The sequence below is a fragment of the Leclercia sp. M-A074-M genome, assembly GCF_965195605.1.
GTDB lineage: Bacteria > Pseudomonadota > Gammaproteobacteria > Enterobacterales > Enterobacteriaceae > Enterobacter.
Window position 1 is genome coordinate 337896 of sequence record NZ_CBDAHM010000002.1, and the last position, 22105, is coordinate 360000.

Annotated in this window: 17 protein-coding genes; all 17 read right to left on the reverse strand. The window is 48.4% G+C overall.

Annotated features, from left to right (window positions below; genetic code table 11):
- Positions 1 to 7 precede the first annotated feature (7 nt).
- On the reverse strand, positions 8 to 1090 hold the full coding sequence (locus ACOKCT_RS05295; protein ID WP_103823129.1) for a chemotaxis protein: 1083 nt from the start codon (positions 1088 to 1090) through the stop codon (positions 8 to 10).
- A gap of 43 nt (positions 1091 to 1133) precedes the next feature.
- Positions 1134 to 2033, reverse strand: coding sequence for a helix-turn-helix transcriptional regulator (locus tag ACOKCT_RS05300; RefSeq protein ID WP_290503544.1), 900 nt, complete (start codon positions 2031 to 2033; stop codon positions 1134 to 1136).
- Between the two features lie 204 nt (positions 2034 to 2237).
- On the reverse strand, positions 2238 to 3485 hold the full coding sequence (locus ACOKCT_RS05305; protein ID WP_420193247.1) for a capsule biosynthesis protein: 1248 nt from the start codon (positions 3483 to 3485) through the stop codon (positions 2238 to 2240).
- A gap of 85 nt (positions 3486 to 3570) precedes the next feature.
- A complete protein-coding gene (locus ACOKCT_RS05310; RefSeq protein WP_420193248.1) occupies positions 3571 to 5574 on the reverse strand; it encodes a capsular polysaccharide biosynthesis protein in 2004 nt (667 codons plus the stop codon).
- A gap of 50 nt (positions 5575 to 5624) precedes the next feature.
- Complete coding sequence (gene rfbC, locus ACOKCT_RS05315) at positions 5625 to 6173, reverse strand: dTDP-4-dehydrorhamnose 3,5-epimerase (protein ID WP_032175613.1); 549 nt, start codon at positions 6171 to 6173, stop codon at positions 5625 to 5627.
- Positions 6174 to 6225: 52 nt separating this feature from the next.
- Positions 6226 to 7098 carry a glucose-1-phosphate thymidylyltransferase RfbA gene (gene rfbA, locus ACOKCT_RS05320; RefSeq protein ID WP_059308801.1) on the reverse strand — a complete coding sequence of 291 codons (873 nt, stop codon included), beginning with the start codon at positions 7096 to 7098 and terminating at the stop codon, positions 6226 to 6228.
- A 147-nt stretch (positions 7099 to 7245) separates the two neighbouring features.
- Positions 7246 to 8133, reverse strand: a complete 888-nt coding sequence (rfbD, locus tag ACOKCT_RS05325; RefSeq protein WP_313228238.1) for a dTDP-4-dehydrorhamnose reductase — start codon at positions 8131 to 8133, stop codon at positions 7246 to 7248.
- Entirely contained in the window at positions 8133 to 9218 is a 1086-nt protein-coding gene (gene rfbB / locus ACOKCT_RS05330) for a dTDP-glucose 4,6-dehydratase (protein ID WP_313228240.1), read from the reverse strand. The genes rfbD and rfbB overlap by 1 nt, the downstream gene beginning before the upstream one ends.
- Before the next feature lie 145 nt (positions 9219 to 9363).
- The gene (locus tag ACOKCT_RS05335) at positions 9364 to 10386 is read right to left on the reverse strand and encodes a glycosyltransferase family 1 protein (RefSeq protein ID WP_420193249.1); all 1023 of its coding nucleotides are present in this window, start codon (positions 10384 to 10386) and stop codon (positions 9364 to 9366) included.
- Positions 10374 to 12383: a glycosyltransferase family 2 protein gene (locus ACOKCT_RS05340; RefSeq protein ID WP_420193250.1), complete on the reverse strand. Its 2010-nt coding sequence runs from the start codon at positions 12381 to 12383 to the stop codon at positions 10374 to 10376. Before ACOKCT_RS05340 ends, ACOKCT_RS05335 begins: the two co-directional genes overlap by 13 nt.
- Before the next feature lie 67 nt (positions 12384 to 12450).
- Positions 12451 to 13359: a glycosyltransferase family 92 protein gene (locus tag ACOKCT_RS05345; protein ID WP_420193251.1), complete on the reverse strand. Its 909-nt coding sequence runs from the start codon at positions 13357 to 13359 to the stop codon at positions 12451 to 12453.
- Positions 13360 to 13588: 229 nt separating this feature from the next.
- A complete protein-coding gene (locus tag ACOKCT_RS05350) occupies positions 13589 to 14272 on the reverse strand; it encodes a cytidylyltransferase domain-containing protein (protein WP_420193252.1) in 684 nt (227 codons plus the stop codon).
- The gene (locus ACOKCT_RS05355) at positions 14269 to 14925 is read right to left on the reverse strand and encodes an HAD family hydrolase (RefSeq protein ID WP_420193253.1); all 657 of its coding nucleotides are present in this window, start codon (positions 14923 to 14925) and stop codon (positions 14269 to 14271) included. The genes ACOKCT_RS05350 and ACOKCT_RS05355 overlap by 4 nt, the downstream gene beginning before the upstream one ends.
- Positions 14909 to 16522, reverse strand: a complete 1614-nt coding sequence (locus ACOKCT_RS05360; protein WP_420193254.1) for an aldolase catalytic domain-containing protein — start codon at positions 16520 to 16522, stop codon at positions 14909 to 14911. Before ACOKCT_RS05360 ends, ACOKCT_RS05355 begins: the two co-directional genes overlap by 17 nt.
- Complete coding sequence (locus ACOKCT_RS05365) at positions 16510 to 17604, reverse strand: hypothetical protein (protein ID WP_420193255.1); 1095 nt, start codon at positions 17602 to 17604, stop codon at positions 16510 to 16512. The genes ACOKCT_RS05360 and ACOKCT_RS05365 overlap by 13 nt, the downstream gene beginning before the upstream one ends.
- On the reverse strand, positions 17588 to 18583 hold the full coding sequence (locus tag ACOKCT_RS05370; RefSeq protein WP_420193256.1) for a hypothetical protein: 996 nt from the start codon (positions 18581 to 18583) through the stop codon (positions 17588 to 17590). The genes ACOKCT_RS05365 and ACOKCT_RS05370 overlap by 17 nt, the downstream gene beginning before the upstream one ends.
- Position 18584: 1 nt before the next feature.
- On the reverse strand, positions 18585 to 21896 hold the full coding sequence (locus ACOKCT_RS05375) for a glycosyltransferase (RefSeq protein ID WP_420193257.1): 3312 nt from the start codon (positions 21894 to 21896) through the stop codon (positions 18585 to 18587).
- Positions 21897 to 22105: the final 209 nt, after the last annotated feature.

Here is a 22105-nt window from a genome sequence, read left to right on the forward strand (position 1 = left end):
CAGTAAGTTAGGCTTTCGCTAAAAAGCGAACATACTCCTGGTCTGAGGTTTCCAGGGCCTTATCCAGCGCCTGTTTGTTCAACACGTTGATGCCGTTTTCATCCACTTCCAGCTCAATAACGCCCTCGTCATTGATAACCGCCTCGTTCTGGGCGTTGGTCACCGGTTTGAACAGTGGGGTGGTGATGACATCGGTCATGATGGCGGCGAGCATGTACCCGTTTTGAATCGCCCGCAGGACGGATTCCGGTTCATTAATCTCTTTCTGACCTGCCGTGATTTTTTGATGGGTTGCTTTCAGGATGTCAAAATAGTCAGCGAAGGTGTCGTGCATGCGTACCAACGCGTGGTAAATGTTATCGACGTAGTGGTTCACATTTGCCAGATGCGCTTCGGCCTGATCCATCTGCGTGATGGCCTTGCGCACCTTACGCGCCATCTCCTGGGCATTTTCCAGCGCCTTCTCAGCATGATTGTTGTAGGCCCAGCCCATAATAGCTATCAGCGGGGCTACTACAGCGCCTCCCAGCACCATTGCACCGCCGGCCATTCCCCAGCCGCCAGCCGCCAGCGATCCGCCACCGATCGCAGCCATCGTGGCATTATAGGCAGCGGCGCCAGAGAGGGCGGCAATCGGCGTTCCGGTAGAGGCCGCCGCAAATGCCATCACCCCGCTGTAGACGGCAAACCCCGCTGCGGCACCAGAAGTACCTGCCCCAATGACAGTACCCAAAAACTCCGTCGCGGAAATAGAGAGTTTTTCAATCTGATTCAGACGATGCTGGGGAACCTGTACATTCAGATCTGTTTGTCCCTCTCTGGCCATTTTCTCTAACAACGCTTTAGCGATGGTATTGAATTCCTTAAATTCAGTACCAATTTGCAGTTCTTTCTCGCCCAGGCGTTCAAGCTTCTGTGAAGAGAGAGTATTAGCCGCCTCGAAAGTCTCCTTACGATTATCAAACCGTTCCTGTGCGCCATCGAAAATATCGTTAGCTTCGGATTTTTTTTGGTAGCCGTCGTACGCTTTTTTCCCGCCAAAGGCGGTCGCCGCTGCCGCAACGCCCAGAATGATAAAAGGTAATGCCATCTGTATTTCTCCGTTGTGTGTCGTCTGTAATGCAACGTCCGTCTTAATCCACAGACTCAGGGGTCGCTGCCAGGTAATCATGTAAAGTTTTTAAGAACGTGGCCTTCAGCCATGCCGGTTCCAGCACCTCGATGTTAGGCAGCCAGTAGAAGAGCAGCGGCAGGATCTGATTTTCATGTGCGGCATGGCAGCGCAGGGTGATGCCGTTTTTATCTTCCGCCAGAATTTCCTGGCCGGGCAGCAGATTGCGGCGTTTAAAATAGTGCGCAATAGTGGCGGGAATAAGCACATCCACTTCGAATGTCTCTTCGCTGACCCACGGGTCGGGATTTTTTTCCAGCAATTCGAGGGTGTCATTATCTGGCGAGAAGGTTTCGCTGCGAATATCCAGCCACTGAATAAGGCTTAAAGAAAACGATTTCAATCTGCCATCTTCGGTGGCTTGTAAATACCATATATTTTTTTTGTTAATTATTTTATAAGGGTTAACCTGGCGCGATTTTCCTTTATAGAGGATCTGGCAAATCTGCTGGCCCTTAATCGCCTTCTCAAAGGCCGCAAGCTGCGCGTGAATATCCCATTTTTCTTTCCGCTCGGCCTCGTTGCCGAGGATCATAATATGGTTTTCCTCCACCCGTGACTCCAGTTTCTGCCAGAATTCACGCCCTTTATCAGGAAAATAGTCATCCACATTCAGGAAGTTAGCAATGACGTGATGCAGCCCCGGTCCGGTGTGTCCTTGCGGGGAATGAATAAGCCGGTACAGCCCGTTTCCGGTGTACTCCACAATTGGCGAGAGTGCATTCAGATCGCGATAGACGGTGCGCTCAGTAATATTAAATTTATGCATCAATGCCTGGCGGTTAACCACGCCGTGTAAATGAAGCTCCAGCAGAATATCTACCAACCTTTCAGCCGAGCGACTCCTGGTCGGAATTGTCATATAGCTTTCCCGTGATTTAAAACATTGCTGTGAATTACGCCGGTGCGTGCTGACAAAATATGTCAGTGCAAAAAGCGGCGTGAAAATTTGTCTTAGGTTATAACGGCCAGATTAGGGGTAAACATTAGTTATTTTTACAACGAGGGGATAAAAGCGAGGGGCAGATCGGATCCGCCGGGGCAATCTCCCCGGCGTAGGGGTGAATTAGCGTTCGAGTTCGGAATCGGTAATGGAACCCGGCAGGGGGAGTTCGGTCGGAACGTTAAGCCAGTCGGACTTACCGTAAAACACGGCGTTGATCTGCGTGTTGTAGAGCAGGTGGGTACGAAAACGCTGGAACAGCTGCTTGTCAGGCGCGAAATCCGCTCGCCAGAACTGGTTCAACGGCCCCTGCCAGGTTAAGCCTTCGATGTCGTACAGCGCTTTGCCCATCACCTTGAGCGGCTTGTTGTGGATAAGCGCCGACAGCCCTGCAGTGCTGTTAACGGTGATCACACCCCGGGTGTGGGTCAGCAGGGCGGGCAGGGAGAGATCGTGGATATAGATCACCCGGTCAGCCGTAATGCCGTACTTCTCGCACAGCGTATTAATCAGCACGCCATAATAGCGATGACCGCGATCCATAGGGTGGTGCTTGAACACCAGATGGCGTTCTTTTGGCGCATGGCGGGCGAACGAGCGGATCACGGTTTCGATATAGTCACGCACGTCTTTATACGGGCTGTGATGAATGATCTGGCTGTCGTTGTAGACCTGCAAAATCGCCAGGTAGTAAGCGTTGTCCAGCGTTTCGGTGATATGCCGCAGCATGTGGCGCTCCTTCCAGCGATACCACAGCTTACGGCGGCCGGCACGGAACCAGCAGCGCATCTCATACCACGGGGAGAACGACTTGTGGTGGCGGTAGCCGCGATAGCGATGGCGACCAAACCAGCCCGCCGCGTAGTAGAGCATGGCGTGGGCGGCACGGTTAAAGGCGCTGGGCTTCCACGGCGTCGGGGTTTTCAGCTCCGGCAGCGGCTGCTCGCGATAATATTTCGCATCGATGGGCATTGAGGAGAAGGCGTTCACGCCCCCTTTTTCCAGGGTGATATAAAATGGCCGGAAATACCCCTCCTCAAAGGCGAGAAAGTCGATGGCTTTGCCGCGCGCCCACTTCTTCGCTTCGACATGCATCGGGCGGCAATCCCCGAAGCAGACGATGGTGTCGAAGGGGTAGGTTTTATGCAGGTCGCGCAGCCAGAAGGCAAAATTTTTCACCGGGCCGGTGTAGTGCAGCGACGTCTCTTTCGCCGCATACCAGGCGTCTCCGGCGTTAAAGCAGACCTGCTTTACTTCGCGGTGGCTGTGCTGCAGCCAGGTCGCCAGACGTGAAAAGCAGGGGCCCATCGGTCCTTGTAGTAAAAGATATCGACGGCCATTTAGCAGGTGGCGGATAGCTTGCTCTTCCATTATTTTTCCCAGATCGGTCCGTTGATGAAGAGTGAGTAACGGCTTGATGACCGCTTTTCTTTAATAAATCAGGATAAATAGTTTGCTAGCGAAGTGTCTGAACGAGATAGCTCAGTTTGAGCTGCCAGCGCTGCCAGCGGCTGGCTTTTTGCGATAAGGAGTGACCCTGCGCGGCCAGCTGGCGGATCAACTGCTCCGGGCTCATCCACAGCCCGCTCTGCCAGTCGATATAGCGCGGGTAGGCCACCAGCGTCAGATAGACCAGCGCCGCCAGCGAAAGAGGGCGCTGACGACGCGGGGCGGGATGCCTGTCTTCGGTGAGCCCCCAGCCGCTGTAGAACGGCTGGCCCCAGGTGGTGACCTTTACCCCCTGCACCAGTGCTTCAAAGCCGCTCAGCGAGGTCATGGTGTGCAGCTCATCCACATGGGGATAGAGACTGGTGAGGCCCAGATCCAGCACCTGGCTGTCGACGCAGCTTGCCAGACATTCGGCAGAGATAGCCCCGGCCCGGTTGCCCGCCACCACGTCCGGGTGCGGTTTAAACAGGATATGCGCCTCTGGTCTGGCGTCACGTACCGCCCACAGCAGCGCTTCGTTGCTGCGGATGACCGGGCTGCCGGTGAGGATCGAGGCATCGCCATCCACCTGGCCCACCACCAGCACCAGAGAACGGCCATCACCGGGTGGGGTGAAGGGCTGTACGGTGCCGACGTTATATTTGCTCACCCCGTGCTGGCGGAGCAGATCCACCAGCGTCTCACCGCGAGCCAGCTCCTGGTCGGTAAGCTCATGCTGATTTAGCAACTGCTCCAGCCCGCTTGGACGGCGACTGTCGAAGTAGATCCCCACCGGGTCGATGGAGAGCGACGAAGGGCGGCACAGATTCGAGCCCAGCCCCCGGGAGCGGATAAAACCATCTTCCACCCGGATGGCGCTTTTGAGTTCAGGATGACGGCTGCCCCACACCAGCACCTGTTCGTCGGCGGCCAGCGTTTCAGGCAGTTTGCGCACAAAGCGCAGCTCTTCGGCCAGCGGCTGGCAGAAGGCGCGCATAAAGGCGCGCTTCCACAGCGAGAAGCCCACCATATAGAGACGGCGATAGCGCGGGGCGGGATTCTGCTGACCGGCAATAATGTCGAGTACCTGCTCCACTTCGCAGCGCTGGCCCAGGATCGGGTCCAGATAGCGCGGGTAGAGGATCAGCGCCGCCGCCACCAGCTGGGGCAGGGCGATCGGCCCCTGGCGACGCGGGCAGGTTTTGCTGTCGTGGGTCAGCCCCCAGCCCGCATAAAACGGCATGCCGAAGCAGTAGACCGTTTTCCCGAGCAGCAGCGCTTCAAAGCCCATCTGGGAGGAGACGGTATAAACCGCCTCTACGCTGTTCAGCAGGGCATGGGGATGGCAGTGTTCGGCCACCACCTCCACATCGTCCAGCGCCAGCCGCGCCAGCACGCCGCTTTTTTTACCCAGCCGGGTATCCGGGTGGGTGCGCAGCAGCAGGCGGGCATCGGGGTGATTACGTCGGGCCGCCGCCACCATTGCGACAAAATCGTCTTCGCTTGCCAGCGCACCAGGAATGGAGAGATCCCCCGCCACCTGGTCAATCAGCAGCACTTTCGGGCGCGGGTCGTTATGCAGACGGGCCGCCAGCGTATCCGGCAGGCCGCTGCCTGCGGCATAGCAGTTGTACTTGGTGATGCCAAGACGCAGCAGTTCAGCTGTGAGCGCTTCGGCACGCGCCAGCATGCTGTCATCGCAGGGAGTCGCGATCAGCTCTTCAAGGCGGCTCGGCTGGCGGGCATCGTAGTAAATTCCCACAGGATCGGCGATCAGGGAGACGGCTTTGCCCCCCCTGGCGGGATGGCCAATATACCCGATAAAGCCATCCTCAAGCTGCCAGTACGGCAGGCCTAGATCGTGGGCTTTTTGTCTGATTTGGCGGGTATTGGTTTTTTGGCCCCAGCCGACCAGGACATCGTCTTGCGCCAGTGCTGTGTTGGTTTTAAAGGCGTGTAACGGGTGGCCCAGCATCGGCTCAAGCTGCGCTTTTCGCGCCAGGATCCCGGCTGAACCTGTATAGAATGTCATGTGCGCTCTGTGCATCAGAAAACGCCCCGCGTCACTGCAGGGCGTGGGACTCAGAAGTACTCTGCGTCAGGGAAGGATTTGGCAACGCTGTCTTTGGCGGAGGTGAGGATCTCGCTGTCGATTTCTGGCCAGGTAATACCAATGGTCTCATCGTTCCAGCGGATGCCGCGGTCGCTCTCCGGCGCGTAGTAGTTGGTGGTTTTATACAGGAACTCTGCGGAGTCGCTCAGGGTCATAAAGCCGTGGGCGAAACCTTCCGGGATCCACAGCTGGCGCTTGTTCTCGCCAGACAGATGCACACCCACCCACTGACCGAAGGTCGGGGAGCTTTTACGGATATCCACCGCCACGTCGAAGACTTCACCCGCCACGCAACGCACCAGTTTGCCCTGCGCATGTGGCGCCAGCTGGTAGTGCAGGCCACGCAGAACGCCTTTTGAGGATTTAGAGTGGTTGTCCTGCACGAAGTTGACGCTGCGGCCAATGGCAGCTTCGAACTGCTGGTGGTTAAAGCTTTCGAAGAAAAAGCCACGGTCATCGCCAAACACTTTTGGCTCAAAGATAAAGACGTCGGGGATTGCGGTCTGAATTACGTTCATGATTACGGCCTGATTGATAAATGGGGCATGACGCCCCAGGTGTTAATGGTGACTACTTGAGCATTTTCAGCAGATATTGCCCGTAAGCATTCTTCGCCAGCGGTGCAGCTAACTTGCGCACCTGGTCGGCATCGATAAACTTCAGACGGTAGGCAATCTCTTCAGGACAGGCCACTTTCAGCCCCTGACGGGTTTCAATGGTCTGAATGAAGTTGCTGGCCTCAATCAGGCTCTCGTGGGTGCCGGTATCAAGCCAGGCATAACCACGACCCATCATGGCGACCGACAGATCGCCCTGCTCAAGGTAGATACGGTTCACGTCAGTGATTTCCAGCTCGCCGCGCGGGGATGGTTTCAGGCTTTTGGCAATCTCAACCACGCGGTTGTCATAGAAGTAGAGACCCGTTACCGCATAGTTGCTTTTCGGTTCCAGCGGTTTCTCTTCCAGAGAGATGGCGGTGCCCTCATGGTCGAACTCCACCACGCCATAACGCTCAGGATCGTGTACATGATAGGCAAAGACGGTAGCGCCCGCAGGTTTGGCGGCGGCGGCTTCCAGCTGTTTTTGCAGGTCGTGGCCGTAGAAGATGTTGTCGCCCAGCACCAGCGCACAGTCGTCGCCGCCGATAAACTCTTCGCCGAGGATAAAGGCCTGCGCCAGGCCGTCCGGGCTTGGCTGCACTTTGTACTGCAGGTTCAGGCCCCACTGGCTGCCGTCGCCCAGCAGCTGCTCAAAGCGCGGTGTATCCTGCGGGGTGCTGATGATCAGGATGTCGCGGATACCGGCCAGCATCAGGGTGCTCAGCGGGTAGTAGATCATCGGCTTGTCGTAGATTGGCAGCAGCTGTTTGCTCACCGCCATGGTGACCGGATAGAGGCGAGTCCCTGACCCACCGGCCAGAATAATACCTTTACGCTTGTTCATAATCCTTCATTTCTTCTGTTTTGCTCGGGAGGGCGGCGAACCGCCATCCGGCATCTGTTTGATTGCTGTAGAGGGAGCTAAACGAGCCGCTCCCTGACAAAGGTCCGTGTCGATAAAACAAGGCATGCATAGCATACCCTGTTGCATTTACTTTCCAAGAATTTCGGCAAGCATGCGATCGACGCCGAGGGTCCAGTCCGGCAGCGTCAGCCCGAAGGTGCGCTGGAACTTGCTGGTATCGAGGCGTGAGTTATGCGGACGTTTTGCCGGCGTCGGAAACGCGCTGGTCGGCACTGCGTTCACCTGGGTGACCGCCAGCTCAACGCCTGCCGCCCGTGCAGTCGCGAAGACCCGCTGGGCATACTCGAACCAGGTGGTGGTGCCGGAGGCGATCAGGTGATAAAGGCCGGCGACCTCCGGCTTATCCTGGGCGATACGGATCGCATGCGCCGTGCAGTCAGCCAGCAGCTCTGCCCCGGTCGGCGCGCCAAACTGATCGTTGATCACCGACATTTCGCTGCGCTCTTTGCCAAAGCGCAGCATGGTTTTGGCGAAGTTAGCGCCACGGGCGGCATAGACCCAGCTGGTGCGGAACACCAGATGACGGGAGCAGAGCGCAGCAGCCTGCTCGCCCGCCAGCTTGGTTTCACCGTAGACGTTCAGCGGTGCAGTCTGGTCTGTCTCGACCCAGGGTTTTTCACCGCTGCCATCGAAGACGTAGTCGGTGGAGTAGTGCACCAGCCAGGCGCCCAGCGCCTCGGCTTCTTCAGCGATGGCGGCTACGCTTGTGGCGTTGAGCAGCTCGGCAAAGTCGCGCTCGCTCTCGGCTTTATCCACCGCGGTATGGGCGGCGGCATTGACGATCACGTCCGGCTTCAGCAGACGCACGGTCTCAGCCACGCCTTCAGGGTTACTGAAGTCGCCGCAGTAGTCGGTGGAGTCAAAATCCACCGCGGTGATGCGACCCAGCGGCAACAGCGCGCGCTGCAGCTCCCAGCCCACCTGGCCATTTTTGCCGAACAGCAGAATATGCATCAGTTACGCTCCTGATAGTTCTTCGCGATCCAGTCCTGATAACTGCCGCTTTTCACGTTGTTGACCCACTGCTGGTTATCCAGATACCACTGCACGGTTTTGCGGATACCGGACTCGAAAGTTTCCTGCGGCTGCCAGTTCAGCTCATGGCTCATTTTGCTGGCATCGATGGCGTAGCGACGGTCGTGGCCCGGGCGGTCAGTCACGTAGGTGATCTGGTCGCGGTAGGAACCGGTTTTCGGCACCATCTCGTCGAGCAGGCCGCAGATGGTGTGGACCACCTCCAGGTTCTGCTTCTCGTTATGGCCGCCGATATTGTAAGTCTCGCCCACCACGCCGGTAGTGACCACGGTGTAGAGCGCACGGGCGTGATCTTCCACATACAGCCAGTCGCGGATCTGATCGCCTTTGCCGTAGATGGGCAGCGCTTTGCCATCCAGCGCATTGAGGATCACCAGCGGGATCAGCTTCTCAGGGAAGTGATACGGGCCGTAGTTGTTGGAGCAGTTGGTGACGATGGTCGGTAGACCATAGGTACGACGCCACGCGCGCACCAGGTGATCGCTGGAGGCTTTCGACGCTGAGTACGGGCTGCTTGGCGCGTACGGCGTGGTCTCGGTAAAGAGCGGCAGCTCACTACCCGCACTCACTTCATCCGGGTGCGGCAGGTCGCCATACACTTCGTCGGTGGAGATGTGGTGGAAACGGAACGCCTGCTTGCGGGTTTCATCCAGCTCGCTCCAGTAAGCGCGAGCCGCTTCCAGCAGCGTGTAAGTGCCAACGATATTGGTTTCGATAAAATCAGCCGGGCCGGTAATGGAGCGATCCACGTGGCTCTCGGCGGCCAGATGCATCACCGCATCCGGTTTATGGGTGGCAAAGACCCGATCCAGCTCTGCACGATTGCAGATATCCACCTGTTCGAAGGCGTAACGGTCGCTCGCTGCAACCTCGGCCAGCGATTCCAGATTGCCCGCGTAGGTAAGCTTATCAAGGTTGATCACCGCATCCTGCGTATCCCGGATGATATGGCGAACAACAGCAGAACCGATAAAACCGGCTCCACCGGTTACAAGGATTTTCATAAGCGATTTTTACTTTTCTATTGAATGAAATGGTCACCAGAACACAATCTCTGCTATCCGTTCAGACCGTGTTTTAGCGGCAGGCAGTCTGAAATACAACGCCTGTTACAGGGTGGAAATCATTATTTCCCTTGCCGTCCCGTTTTTAACTGATTAACGAGTACGAGTATTCCTTCGCATTTTTCGCCAGCGTCTGACGTTTTTGCCCGGAATTCACCAGCAGTGCCAGGGTATCGATCCACTTCTGTGGATCGTTATTCAGCAGCACGCCATTGATATTTTGCTCTATAAAGTCACTGTAGGGCGCGCAGTTGCTGTAAACCCCCACTGCGCCCATGCGAACGAAATCATAAAATTTTACCGGCCCGCGCGCCATATTAAATTCTGACGCCAGTAACGGCGCCAGACCAATATCGATTCGGTGATGCTGGGTGTAATCCAGATAGTTCTGCCAGCTCATGGGATGCAGTACCGTCACGCGCGGCAGATCGCGATAGAGCTTATAGATTTCGTGTTCGCCAAAGATTTCGAAGCTGGCCTGCGGGCACTGGGCCAGCACCCCGTCCATCACCTCACGCAGCCAGTACTTTTCGGCCTGGTGCGAGCTGGAGCCGTGGTAAGCAATTTTTACCGGTTGCTTAACGGCCAGCAGCGGCGGCGTGGGCTGCGCGGGCACCACATCGGGGTTGAGGTGGGCATATTTACTGGCCAGGTAGGGCGTCGACACCCAGATACTGTCGCAGTGCGAGGTGATCCAGCGATGCTGGGCCGCAGAACGACGAATGATCTTCGTCCGGTAGGCTTTGGGTAGCGCCCCTAACGCGGACGGGTCAAACAGATCGTCATCCATGAAGTAGACCACCTGGGAGAGATCGTCGATGTTGCGCGCAATTTCGCGCTGCCACTCGGCGGAGATAAAGCGGATAACCACAATGGCCGCCCCTTTATCCACGTCGATAGTGGGCGTGGTTAAGGTATCCACCAGCTGACAGACCGCGCCGGGAAAGCGACGCCGGATGGCCGCTTCAAAATAGGCCAGCGTCGGTGAATTCCCTTCATGCAGAATCAACAGAGAGCGGCACGCCCAGTTGTCAGCAGGCGTCTCGCTGCTTTGCTTATTCAACTTCAGATACGGTTTAAAGAGTGCCTTTCTGATCAGTTCGTCCATGGCAGCACCACATTAGGAGCATGACTTAATGAGAAATCGGGTCGGTCATAGCTCAGGTTGGGATTGTATGCGGGATCGTGTGTGAGCCGCTGCGCCCAGCGTTTTTTCATATAGCGCAGCTCACCCTGGGAGCGCGCCAGCTGTTCTGGCGTGACATCTTTGCCGCGGGAGACCGACTCGTGGTGATACAGCTCGGCAAAGGGCGTCCAGACGATACGCCAGCCAGCCTCGCCGACCCGCAGACAGTAATCCACATCGTTAAAGGCCACCGGCAGGTTAACTTCATCTAAGCCGTTAAGGGACAAAAAGAGCTGGCGATGGGTGAGCAGACAGGCCGCCGTTACGGCGGAGAGCTCCTGGGCGCTCACCGCCCTGCGCTGGTAGCCGGGTTCATCGGCGGCCAGCCCACTGTGAAAATGGTCGGCGCAGCCACCCGGCCCGACGGCATCGCCCGCATGCTGGACCCGGCCATCGCCGTAGAAGAGCCTTGCCCCCACGATGCCGACGCCCGGGCGCAGCAGGTGGGAGACCATCTCATCCAGCCACTGCGGGTTAATCACCTCGGTGTCGTTATTAAGCAGGCAGATAAGCTCGCCCGTGGCCTCGCGCACCCCCGCATTGTTGATCGCAGAGTAGTTAAACGGATGATTCCAGGCGATAACCCGCACCCCGTACTCCCGGGTAATGTAGCCAAAATAAGCCAGCGTGTCGGGATCGTCGCTCTGGTTATCCATCACCATGATTTCAATGTTCGGGTAACGGGTGTGCTGCACCAGGCTTTCGATACACGGCCTGAGATGCGCCAGACCGTTGCGGGTGGGGATGATCACCGACACCCGGGGAAGCTGTTCCGGCAGCGGCCAGCGCCAGCGGCAGATGCCGTGCGGAGCTGACTCCAGCGTTACCCCGACGGGTAAATCTTGCAGCTGGTTTGCCAGGGTTTCGTAGCCATCCTGCTGCACAAGCGCGTCCGGGTCGTGCATCAGCAGGGCGGGGATATGCGCGATATCTTTGGGCGCGAGCTGCCGGGCCAGCTGCAACCAGCCGCGGTAGTTTTCACCCCCGTCCTGCGGGATGGCGAAGGTACCCTGTTCCCGCCAGAGGCCACTCCAGCCGATATAGTTCTGGCTGTGCAGCAGGGTTTCGTTCCAGTCCGGTTTGAAGTCCGGCGAGTGGCGTTTTCCTTTTTCATCCAGCAGATCGTGATCGCCGTAGATCCATTTTGCCTCTGGCGTCTGGCGCAGCTGGTGCGCCAGCCACACTAATGCGGCCGGAGCGAGTTCCGCCCCAACCGGAATGGCCCACTGCCATTCTCCCTCTGGCCTGACACTGTCAGAGGGGTGCTCCAGCACTGTGATATGCGTGGCCGGGTAACAGAGCGCCGCGATGCTGTCGAGCGTGCGCTGGCGTGATGCCTCATCGCCGCCGTTCACCAGATGCAGGCAGACGCGGGGCAGGTTGCCCCAGCGGGCCAGCAGGCGATCGATCAGACGGCGTTCACCGGGCTGCACGATATCGAAATTAGCCAGCCAGTGCTCATAGGCGTGCAGTGGCCTGTCGTCGCGGATTTTGCCCACCAGGTCGTAAGCCTGCTGTAAATCGGTAAACCACAGATGCCAGGACAGCCCCAGACGCTTGCGCTTTTGTGCATTCAGGCGCTGATAAAAAGGCCACACCCGGCGCAGACGGCGCCAGAGGCTGTTTGCTGCCGACACCTGGGCAAAACGGGCAATGTTAAGCTCACATTCCGCCCCTTCGCTGCTGGCGAGCAGCCCTACCTGAGTGGCGCCCACCGGCAACCAGACTAGCTCCTGTAGGGTACCGCGGCGGGTGATGGGCAGGATCTGCTCATGCCAGATGCCCTGACACTGCCAGCGCAGGCGGGTTTCACCCCGCGGCTGACGGGCACGCAGGGTGCCCTGGATCAGGAACCAGCCCGCACGGGATAAAGAAGAATCTGGCAGCGCCAGAGGGTGCCAATGGTAATCGCTTTGCATGAGTGGATTCACTACCCGGAAGCGGGTGAAGCCCGCTTCTGACTCCTGTCGAAATAAAAAACGTAGATTAGCCGATTAACTTTTTGACGCGGGTCGCCAGCCAGGAGTCGCTTTTCTGTGGACTCTCTTCTGCTGGCAAGGCATCCAGCTGCGCCTGTATTGCTGCCATTTCTGCTTTGACTTTAGGGGCCAGAGCCGCCGCCAGCAGGCAGGTTTCGTCGTTGCGATCGTGGGCTTTGAAATAGGCTTTGTGTTTTACACGGTTAGCCGAGGCTGCACTGCCGCGCAGGTGTTTACCGAGTAAAAACTCTTCCAGAGATTTAACCGCGTAATGGTTGACTCGTACACCGTTCCAGACCACTTCGGCACTGACGCCTGGACCATGTTTTGGGTGTAAAACCATGTCATTGCCCAGCGCATCGATATAGCGACCGTAGCGGAGGTCGGCAAAATGTGGGTTATGAAAATGGTTAACGCGCTCGGGTTTCACCACGCTTTTCACGTTGTGGTGGACGTTAAATTTAATCGGCGCGCGATGAGTAAAACGCTCCGTTACCAGGCCGTCTTCAGCAAAGAGCTCGCCACTGGAACCAAAAATGGCCCAGTTAAGCGCAATGGCGCTGACGCTTTCGTCATTAAAATGTGATGCGAAGAAATCAACCAGATTTACATCAGGCGATAAGGGCAATAAAAATTCATCGGCATCGATAAAGGCAAGCAGATCGATATCTGAACTGCAACTACGCAAAATTCGTTCGTAAGCAGGTAACTGCGGTTTTTGATTTCCGATGGTTGGAAAGTCAATAACGGTTACGACCTTCAACTTCGCTAAGCCTTCCAGGAGATCGCGAGAACCATCATTACTGCCATTGTCCGCAATAATAAAACCTGTTATTCCCAGAACTCGATGATAGGCAATCCACTCAAGCAGAGCACCTGATTCATTTTTTATAATTGCACCAATAAATATATTCAACGTGGCATCTCTAAAAGAGCGGTGAAGGGCAACGCAAAGCACAAAAATTTACGCTTGATTTTTTGAGTAGTAAAAAATTAATTCCTACATCTCAAAAACAACTATCTCATAACTATTTAATGCATGAATAAATACGGTTGCCCTTAACACGTGCAGTAAGAAAACCTAACAACTGTTAATTAGCGCAGTTGTTATTATACATTAGTGTATAAACTCAAAATCATTGCCCTCAACAATTTTTATTCTGAAATCTCCATATTGCTTCAGCAAGTTTAAAATCATCAGGCCAATCAATATCCAATGATTTCATTTTTTCTTGAATATAAACGAATGGCTTTTGACCGATTCGATCAGAAAAATTTTTATAATTACTAATGCTAGACAGAAATGCTCCGCTATCTATTTCATATAGAGGAGTGATAGTTTGGGTCATTGGCCACTTAAGTTCATCTCTACTATAACTTATAGGCTTTTCTTCATCCCAGATAAAACCCTGCAGTTTATGTGCAGTCATTAATGAATCATAGCCATTTTTGATGTTTAAAAAATATGCATCGATTATTCTTTGATAGTCATTTTCAGTAATAAATGGAGAAGTTACATGCGTCCACAGTATGTGTTCATCAGCGATAATGGAAGGCACATACTTAATCAGTTCATCTGTTGTGGTAGTACTACTTCCCAAATAATCCGGTCGTTCGTCTATGATTACTCTTGAGTCTTGATCTTTACTTGCAATTTCTAAGACTCTTTCGTCATTAGATGAAATAACAATAGAATTTATTAAATTACATTTTTTTAGCTGATCCAGTTTTATGGTTAACAAACCACCCTTAATATCAGCAAAGTCTTTAATGTTTTTATCTGAAATCCTTTGACTACCTTTACGACAAGGCAAAAATGCTGTAATCATTTTACCTCACTCCATGAATTAACTACATTATAGCCATTGTTCGTAGCGAGCATTATTAGAGTATCCTTTACATTCGAATAGGGCGTGTATGCAATGAAATCAATACCATTTTTTTTTGCTGCTTCAAAATCAGAAATGGCATCACCAAACATTATCGCCTTTTTTGAATGCTCCTTATCTAATATTTTGAAAATTATATTGCTTTTGGTTTCAGGAGATCCATAAATGCTTGAAAATAAATGCTCTAGCCCTCTTTCTTTAAAGGCTCTTATTAGTCCGAATTCTTCTGAACCGCTTGCTATATACTTCTTGCCTTTTAACGAGGTGATTAGCTCAATAAAACCAGGTGTTATTTTTGCTTCTAAATATAAATTATGACACTGATCGGAAAATTTATTTAAAATCTTGGGTCTAATATTGTCTTTTTGGTCTGGTTCAATATTCAAAAACTTATCAAGAAAAATTTCTACATGATGAAAGCGGGACAGGCCAAAGTTATTTTTGAAGTAATCAATACACTTTTCAATAAGTGTTGCTTCGAACCCTAGATCACGCAAGGCTTCTTCCATTGCCTCTATTTTTAGCTTGTTCGAGTCAAGAATTACGCCATCGCAATCAAAAATATATACATCATAATTATGAATGGATTGCATAAATAGAACCTTGAGTTACTGGATATTCGGTTGGGGTAAGTGAGACCAGTTCAGTAGAATCGTTAAGTTGCTTATACTGTCCAATAATTTCCAGCATTTCTTGCTGGCGGGTATCACCTTTTTCATAACCATCAAACCCAATAAGCTTAATTGAATTAGGGTTAGCTATTGCTAATATCCCAAAAACATAAGCACTAGTTAAGTCATACGGGGAATTAACAACATGCTTATCGACAGAAAATGTTTCTGAATTAATGTTGAAGCCAATATCGATGATATCCAAATGTTCGATGGATAACATTTCGGTAGTATTGAAGCGATGTTTTGGCAATATTACCGGCTTGCTTAATGATTTATATTTTTCAAATTCTGACAGGAATTTAACGTTATGAGAAAGAACGATATAATCTATATTAGATTCGTCAATGTATTTACTTAGGTTTACGGAAAGCACAATGGGTTTTTTAGTTTTGATATACAGCTCAATGGATTTTTTATAACGAGAACAAGAGTTGCCATTAGCAATAACTAATACTTCCTTTCCATTGAATTTATTTGCAAATTCGCTGGTACCTGTTGGCTTATCAGAGTTTGTGTTAAAGTTAAGGGCGGATTCAAGTACAGAACCATTATAAGACATTGTCCCTTCAAGATTGCTTAAATAATTAATTGCTCCTACAATCTCATCTGTACCATAATGGTTGTTAGATAATAGATTTTGTATATATGTTGGATGCACATCATTCTGAGCCCCAAGGAAATAAAGTAAATTAGTTCCCCAACCGTATTCCCTCTGCATTGCTTCAAAATGACGGATAACAAGATCATAAATTGGCGAAGGGTCATATTTATTTGTTTCACGATCTAAAATTGCTAATAAATTTTCAGTTGGAGTATTACCTGCGCCACGTCCCATACCAGTGATGGTTGTATCAAGCCATGAAACATCATTTTTCATAGCAGAGAGGGTGTTATCCAAGCCTTTACCCATATTATTATGAGTGTGAATACCAATTGGGCCATTCCATTCTTTACGAAGAGCAATAAGAATTCTCTCGACTTCGGCGCTATCCATATTCCCTAGAGAATCAGCAAAATAGAGAACGTCTAATACTCCCCATTCTTTTGCTTGTTTAGCTTTATTAGCAATTACATCAGCAGCTTTTCCGCCAGCCTGCATAAGGTTATAACCGACTATATAGCCCATCTCTTTAAGTTTTTTAACAATCGGGCCGGAATATTCTACTTCATTAAAATGCGCAGCAACCCTAACTAACTTTACTTTACTATTTTTTGCCGGTACAAAGAGTTTTTCTACCGCATCTTCAATACTCATAGGAGCTTTAAGAATCGTTTTTGCATCGACCATAACGCCATAAGTTGGGCCTTCAGGAAGACTCAATGTATTAAGATGTTGTTCGGTTGTATAAGCATACGCCCCTAAAAAGCCTGCCTGCGGGAAGTTTCTCAAACCTAACTCAACATAATCAATTCGAGCATCTGAAGCAGCTTTTAAATATGCAGTGACAACTTCTTCTGAAAAATCCCAGTTATTATAGTAGCCGCCATCACGTAAAGTACAATCTAAGATAAACATACACAATTCCTTATAAAAGTCTGGTTTAAAGATTCTTTGTAATAGTTGATATCAAAATTATTAAGTGAAGATGTTTTTAATGAGTGCTGCAATACTGCAAACATAAATAAAAAACACGGAATATCATTTGTAATTTCGAAGATTAATTCAGAGGGTGTTAATTTTTTGAGAGGTGATAGTTCATAATGCACTTTCTCCTTCCAATTGGATTTTTGAACATATGAAATTATTTTAGTTTTCTCAGGCTCACTTTTTGACTCGGAATATACAATAATTCTCCTATCATCTTTCCTTTTTGTAAATAATGCATCATCTGCTCTTGAAAGCTGAGTATTTATATTTAGAGATACAATCCCTTTTGATAAGTAAAGATTTATAGTTCTAAAAAAGGTGCCATTCCCTGTCAAAACAGTAGGGCTCGAACAATATAATTCTCTATCTATTTCATATTTCATTTTCAAGCTGGATAATAAACTGTCAGTAACAGTTTCACCCATAAATATATTAAATAAGAAATTATACCCAAGGATTGATGGGTGTAAGCTTGAATCAATATATAAATATTCTAAATTTAGCTGATCAAGTTCACTCAAAGGAATTGTTATATCTCGATATTTATCTTGTACGCCTTTGTAATTCCAGAGTGGATGTGAATATTCTCCCTTATCTAAATATCTTCCTGATTTTTTATTAATGAACTCACGTAAATACAAATCCCAAAATAAAAGTTTTACTTTTGTGATTTTTGATATTTCATCAAGTGCATTTAGAGACTTTTCATAAAGTATAGAATCATTTATGTTATTGATGTTGTTTTTGATTATACCAAGGTTTCTTTTTTCTTTTTTAGTAAATAAACCGTTACCAAATCTAAAATCACCAACAAGGACATAGATTTCATCGTATTTGTGCTCTGCATCTTTAAGAAATGATAAAAGTTCAGTATCCCAAATAGGCAGCCCACCTACAGCATAAGTGTCAAAGAGCGGCAGTTGGTTAAGTACATTTTTGAAAAGATATCGCCAACGTACTATATGAGAAGGTCCAACTATGCATTTTCTGCTGTTATTGCTTTCTAGCATCTAATTTGTCCTTAACCGCCTTGAAAAGGCTGACTTTATTTTCTAATCCTCTAAATCTTATAAATAGAGGTGAAAAATCAACAGGCTTATTATTTCCATTGAAAGAACAAATTCTAGAAGCGGAAGGGATATTATTCTTTAGGCAGCGGGTAGATGCGACTAAACTTAATTTTCCTAATTCAAGTAGGGCCGTGCAATCTGAAAGTTGACCTAACAACCAATCATTTCTTGGATTATATATGTCGAGTAAAGCATTGCGCGAGAAAATAAATTGTGAAAGTAAAAGGTTCCCAGCCTGATCCCATTGTTCATTATCAATGTAAAGAAGTGATAAAAGAATCATTCCTTGAATTGAATTCCAATAGCATAGCGGGTTAAGATTTATTCTATAGTAGTTTAATTTAACTAAGTTAAGAAATTCCTCTGCTTCTTTTTTTCTATTAACCGCAATCAACAGCATAGACATTGTTGCAGCTGAGGATACAAACCATCTTATAGAATGTGGATTAGTGTCATCAATTTTAGTATCAAACTTTCTTTTAAGTTCAATTATGTTTTCAACTAAATATTTACGGTGCTCAATGTCATCTATAATTCTATAGGAAATAATGGTTAGCATTGAACCCAAATAAGGACAATCATGGGGCAGATGATTTATGTTATTTTTGATTAGGAAAAATAGTTCATCGTTCGTAAATTTACGGGCACCAGCATTAACAATGCTTTCTGTCATATAGAAATCGTTATAGTAACTATCTTTGCATAATTTATATTTTTCAAAATCAACAGGGGTGCCATTAACTGTAATTTCACTCTCAAATATATCGAAAGCTTTTATGGGGATTCTTATTTTGAATGAATCGTTGTCTGAAATTACTTCATGAGGAGAAGTTAATGGGGTACCATTAATCTCAATGGCCGGATTTCCACATTTCCCTACTTCAATATATACATCATTGTTTTGAATAATAACGTTCACACTATTTTCCATAATACTCAACTAACTCCTCAACCTGTTCATTAGCCAATCGAATTTTGCTGTTTCTAGGGGCTTTTTTGAATTTAGTAGCGTCACGATCAATAATTTTTACAGCGTCACACAAACTTTCGAGTTCAGGCTTCACTATAAACCCTGATTCACCTTCAATAACATCTTCGCCAATTCCACCCAAGTCGCTGGCAACAACCCAACAGCCACATGCAGTAGCTTCACGAGTCACAAGACCATAACTTTCTGGCCAAGTAGAAGGCGCAAATAAAACGTCCATCTGGCGATACAGTTTGACAATATCTTTCTGCGGGACTCGTCCGATAATAGTGATTGGTACATTTTCCCATAGTGTTTTTTCAACAAAGCTTTCATCTTTACTATGATCGACCACGATCATGCTAATATTTCTCGGTTGAACTTTTTCTATCGCTTTTTTAAGTAAGAAAAAACCTTTGTGAGCTGACATGCCACCAATATGGCCGCAAATAACACGGGTACTGTCGCTTGTATCTTTAGGAGCCCATGGCTGATTCGAACTGATACCATTACGATTCACCCGGATCTGATTGAATCCATTTTTGCGATAAATTTCTGCAAATGCTTCTGAAACAGTCAATACTTCTTCTGCATTTAATAATAAATCAGATAAGTATTCAATACGTTCAATAGACTGAGAGAAATTGACGTTGTTTGGTAACAGCCGCGGAGCGAAGCGGTCCGGATGACCCTCTGGGTACAACTTACCTTCTGAATCTACAAGGAACTGGAAATCTGAAATCCACCATGCATCATGAGCAGTAACAATATATGGTATGCCCATATCCCGGGTTGCTTCTACTACAGAACCTGTAAGTCTTTGCACACAATGGAAATGAACTAAATCTGGTTTTTCAAGTTCTAAAAATTGCTCAAAAAGGTCGTACATTTTTGCATCTTGCGGATGCCAATCCATATTCTCCCGGTGAAGAATAGTTGAACGATAAACTGTTATACCATCTTGCTGATAGATATCTAGCTGATAAGGAGTCGTACAACGCTCATCAGAAGTGAAAACAACAAGCTCTATTTCATCTCCATAATCTGACTGTAAAATCGCTACGTTGTCGGCCACGACACGTGTAGCACCACCTATAGCTTGCGGTGGATAAAAGACGTTGACCAGTGCGACCTTACGCTTTTTCGTTTTCACCGGTGCGAGAGCCTCTAACTGCGCGACAAGTTCTTTCCCAAGCGAAACCACACTGTAATTATGTTCAACTTTAGTTAAAGCTTTTTTTGCCATCTCTTTGCGTAGAGAGGCATCTTCTATCAGATGACTTAATGCAATAACCCATTCTTCTTCATTGGTGGCAAGATACGCATCTTCTCCATGCACGAGAACATCCCTGTAATTCTGCGTACTACTGACTACAGAAGGGATACCAAAGCATGCGGCTTCAAACCATTTTAATTCGCTTTTACACGCGTTAATAACATCGTCGTGTAATACCGCAAGGTTAATATCTGCTTGTTGCAACAAACTCCAGTAAGCCTTGATACTCGAAAGAGGCGGTACTTGTTTGAGCTGACTGGCAAAACGTTCCGTAAAGCTTGTTGGTAACTTCAAATATCCAGCAATGACTAAGCGTACATGTGGATATTTGACTAAAATCTGCGTCAGGGCTGGGAGAGCTTGTTCAATGAAATCGCTATTATGTGCCTGTGTCCCACTGCCGTAGAAAATGTCTATGAAATCACGATTTTCACGGTCAACAGGCTTGATGATGCTGTGTTTATCTAGGCCATTGCGATGCAGTAAACAGATTCCTGTTGTGACTAATGCTTTAAGCTTGTCACAAAGAGGGAGTGTTGATGCAAGCCCGTAACTGCATAAACGAGCCGCTGAATTAAACAGTGCCATGCCCTTGCGAAGCTCAATATGAGTATCGAGAGAAAGATACCCACCGTAAGTATCAAGATCTGCGGGATAAATAGTATCGAAAATCAAATCATCAATTTCATAAATCGATATTTTTCCGGCTGCATTTATTTGTGCAATAGACTTAATGACTTCCGGAACAGCAGGCACTCTATAGAAAATGACCACATCATGTAAGGCTAACTGATTTGAATTCTCAGCCAGAGTAGTCCAGTCAACGCAAGTGACGACTTTACCTTGGCTTTCCAGTTGTTCCGCTTTTTGTTCAATGCGATAGCGTACGCATTGTGGCACATGATAATCACCCACAATAAGGATTTTATCATGGTTGATTTGTGACTTAGGTTTTACGTTATCACTCGCACCGTTAGCAGCGATATATGCTTTGTATATTGTTTCGGTATAAAGCCAAGTCTGGTCTTGCAAAATATCTCGCTTGTCTAGCGATGAAAGTAATTGTAATTTACCAGCAAAAGATAAATAATATTTATTTACGTATTGATCTAATTGTTCTCTTTGACTGGTAAATTCTGGATATAAATTTAGTCCTTTAGTAATTGCAGATAATGCTTCATAGTGTAAGTTATTAGCGCTTTCTGCCTGAGCTAAAAGGAGAAACAGCCAGCGGCTTGGATTATCATTCGGATTTAAGTATTGCTGATTGATTGCTTCGTAATAAACCTCAGCAGCAGTTTTATAATCGCCTGCATCTAAATAAGTATTGCCTAATAGTTCCAGAACTCGAGCTGTTGGGTAAAAATACAAAGCCATACGATAAGCTGAACGAGTCGCCTGACGCTCATGTTCTGAGCCATTGCCTTTATATTTAAGGTAAAATGATTTTCCAAGGCGCTCATAGAATGCGGCATTATCAACAGGGGTGTCAGCAAATTTAATAGGTTGAGAAAGATTACCGCCTAGCACATCCTGAATAAGTTGGATAGTTACATCTTGTCCATTTTTTTTATTGCGTTCAAAGACCGCAACAATATCACTTTCATTTAAATCAAGTATGTTATAACCACCGTGTATTTTCATCCATTCAACTAATGTCCTGGCTCGACCTTCTTTTTTACCATGGATCAACCAATGCACTTTAGCCTGGGTTTTATTAATTTTACCATTCTTGCTAACGTCAGGATAATTCCTGCAATAAAAATCAGGATCTATATCAAATTCTGTTTCTTGAACATCATTTATATCATGATTTTTGAGTAATTGTTGCAAGCTAGGATAGCGCTGTTCTTTTTGACCAAACTTCTGCCAATGACGATGTAATCCTTCCTCAGATATTGCAGAAAGATCGCTATAATACTGTCCATAGAAATGAGTATCTAGCTCAGGGGACAAAATCATTTTTTTCTTACGCTTGAACTTAAACATGCATTTATCTTTTCAGTGGGATTTTTTTATTTGCGATAAAGATATTATATTGAATAGGTTTGCTTCAATTGAACCCGACTTATAAATTTTATCGTACGTGTAATCTAATCAATCTCATATAAGGCGAATTAATCTATATGAACTAAAATAATATCATGTACAGTTTTATTTTTTTCATGAATATGAACCTCCTTGTTTTATTTAATGAA